The organism is Janthinobacterium sp. GW458P, from assembly GCF_002127585.1.
Taxonomy (GTDB): domain Bacteria; phylum Pseudomonadota; class Gammaproteobacteria; order Burkholderiales; family Burkholderiaceae_D; genus Janthinobacterium.
This window is the reverse complement of sequence record NZ_NEGZ01000125.1, coordinates 1-2538: the sequence shown is the minus strand read 5'-3', so window position 1 is coordinate 2538 and position 2538 is coordinate 1. Positions and strand designations below refer to the sequence as shown.

General features: G+C 72.0%; 4 protein-coding genes. All 4 read right to left on the bottom strand.

What is annotated here, in order from left to right:
• Nucleotides 1-91: 91 nt before the first annotated feature.
• Nucleotides 92-871, bottom strand: a complete 780-nt coding sequence (locus tag CBW50_RS28245) for an ABC transporter permease subunit (RefSeq protein WP_086148554.1) — start codon at nucleotides 869-871, stop codon at nucleotides 92-94.
• The gene (locus CBW50_RS28240) at nucleotides 871-1584 is read right to left on the bottom strand and encodes a type II secretion system protein (RefSeq protein WP_086148553.1); all 714 of its coding nucleotides are present in this window, start codon (nucleotides 1582-1584) and stop codon (nucleotides 871-873) included. Before CBW50_RS28240 ends, CBW50_RS28245 begins: the two co-directional genes overlap by 1 nt.
• On the bottom strand, nucleotides 1581-2297 hold the full coding sequence (locus tag CBW50_RS28235; protein WP_086148552.1) for a hypothetical protein: 717 nt from the start codon (nucleotides 2295-2297) through the stop codon (nucleotides 1581-1583). Before CBW50_RS28235 ends, CBW50_RS28240 begins: the two co-directional genes overlap by 4 nt.
• On the bottom strand, nucleotides 2294-2538 hold a 245-nt coding region (locus CBW50_RS29635; RefSeq protein WP_172404929.1), incomplete at its 5' end, for a hypothetical protein. The genes CBW50_RS29635 and CBW50_RS28235, both read right to left, overlap by 4 nt.

Here is a 2538-nt window from a genome sequence, read left to right as displayed (position 1 = left end):
AGGCGCCAGCCCAGCTGCAGCAGCAGGCTTGCCGCCAGCAGCCAGCACAGGCGGCGCGGCACCGCGGACCAGGGACGCAGGGCGGCGCGCATCAGATATTGCGGCGGTAAAAGTCGCACAGCGCGGCACTGGCCAGCAAGGCCACATAGATGGCCGTCTGCGCCGCCACGCCGGCCAGCGCCGGCCAGCCGCCGGTGGCGTACAGCAGCCATTCCGTGCGGGTAAAATCGTCGAGGCGGGGCAGGAGCAGGGCCAGCACGTCGACGGCGCCCGTCATCGCTTGCTGCGGCCAGGACTGGCCCGCCTGCGCGCCGTGCGCCAGCAGCTGCAGGCTGCCCACCATGCGCGCCAGCACATAAAAGCCGGCCGTGGCGGCCAGGGCCGGCAGCGCCTGCTGCAGGCTGGCCGCGCACAACAGGCTGAAGGCGGCCACGATCCACAATTCACCGAGCAGGGAGGCGGCCCACAGCGCGCCGTGGGCGGCCGGGACGAAGCGCGCCATCAGCAGGCCGAACAGCACGGCCGGCACGCCGGCCAGGGCCGCGTAGCCCAGCAGCTTGCCCAGCAGGTAGGCGGCGCGCGGCATGGGCAGGGCCAGCAGCAGTTCCAGGCCCTTGTCGGCCGCCTCGCGCGCCATGCTCGTGACGATGAAGGCGGCCAGCAGGAAGACGCCGGCCAGGCGCAGGACGGCCGCCAGCAGGGCCGTCTGCACGGCGGCGCTTTCCGTCAGCGCCAGTTGCTGCAGGAAGCCGGCCAGGCCGGCGCCGCCGCAGGCGGCCAGCACGAACAGCCACAGCAGGCGGCTGCGCAGCGCCTCGAGCAGCGTATAGCGGGCGATGGTGAGGGCGGGCCGGAGCATCGTTGGCGGCATCAGCGGGGCAGCCTTTGCGCCGCCACCATGCGGTTGAACAGGATGTTCGGCGACAGCCAGACGACGAGGTCGTCGAACTCGCCGCCCGGCTGCTGCGCGCCGCCGGCGGCGCGGCTGATATAGATGTTGGCGCTCGTCGCGTTGTTGCGTTCATCGACATTGTTGCCGGCAGGCACGGCCTGGCGCCGGCCTTGCACGCTGGTGGCGCCGAAGCTGTTCTTGCCGTGCGACATGATCATGGCGGGGRTGTCGTTCAGCGCCGTCGCCTGCAGCAGCGGGCCGCCGTTGCGCGTGACGATGCTGATGTCGCGCGGCGTGCCCAGGTTGAACTGCTGCTCGCTGTCGCTGAAGGCGGGCGTGACGCTGTAGCGGAACAGATTGTTCCAGCTGTCGCCCTGGCGCAGCCCCAGGGTGGCCCAGGGCAGGAAACCGACGCGCTTGTCGCCGTTGCAGCGGGCGCCGCGCCGGTCTTCCAGGCCGTTCATGGGCGAGACGGCGGGACAGGGCAGGTAGCCGTAGCGCAGCGCGTAGCCCGTCAGCGCTTCTTTCGCCTCTTCCAGCGCCTGTTGCGTCTCGGCCACCTTGCGCTGCTCCAGCTGCACCGTCAGCGGCGTGACCAGGCCGCCTATCATCAGGCCGACGATGACCAGCACGATGGCGATCTCGATGAGGGAAAAGCCGCGCTGGCGGCGTTGCGGATGGCGGGCGTTCATGGCAGGTTGCGCGCGGCGCGCATGCGCTGGTACAGGGCCGGCACGGTGATCCAGGCCAGCATGTCGTCGAAGGCGCCGCCGGGCACGCCGTCCTGGGCGGCGGGGCGGCTGACGTAGCGGCGGCTGTCGCTGTCGTTGGCGGCCTCGTCGACGTTGCCGCGCGCCGTATTGATCTGCCGCACGCCGCTGGCGGATGTGCCGAAGCGCTCCCTGCCTTGCGAAAACAGCACGGCGGGCAGGCACTGGGCGCTGACGTCGCACAAGTCCTGTCCCGCCAAATACATGAGTTCGCCGCGCGCGTCGCGGCCCAGCACGACGCGGTTGGCGACGGCGGAAAATGAAACGATGGGCGCGCGCGCCATTTCCGGCGTGACGCTGTAGCGCAGCAGCTTGCCCCAGGCGTCGACGCCCGTCACGCCCAGCGCCACCCAGGGCAGGAAACCGCTGCAATCGGCGTCGCCGGCGCAGTCGGCGGGGCGTTCGCGGCCGTCGAGGGCGGAGGCGGCCGGACGGGGCAGGCGGCCGTTGGCCGCCGCAAAGCCCAGCAGGGCATCGCGCGCCTGCGCCACGGTGAGCAAGGTGCGCTGCTGGCGCGCCGCCTCGCCCGTGTTGCGGCCGAAGGCGCCGATCAGCAAGCCGGCCGCGCCCAGGCCCAGCACGGCGACCAGCAACAGCAGGGCGGCGCCGYGCTGGCGTTGCGCTGGCGCCGTCATGGCTGTTTCTCCGGCGCTTCGGTGACCGTGCCGCTGGCCGGATCGTAGCGCTGGCCCGGTTTCAGCAGCACCACCTGGCCCGTCGACAGGCGCAGCGTCAGGATGCCGTCCTGGCCGCGCGCCAGGCTGTTGTACGGCTCGTTCTGCGGCGCCTGGTTCAGCCAGACGGTGGAGCGTCCGCTGCTGCGCTGCACCATGCCATTCAGTTCGACGGGCGGGCCGGGCGGCGGCGGTGGCGGCG

What these genes read in the sequence shown, in the direction of transcription:
- CBW50_RS28245 (WP_086148554.1), bottom strand. Translation starts at nt 871, where the DNA reads ATGCCGCCAACGATGCTCCGGCCCGCCCTCACCATCGCCCGCTATACG.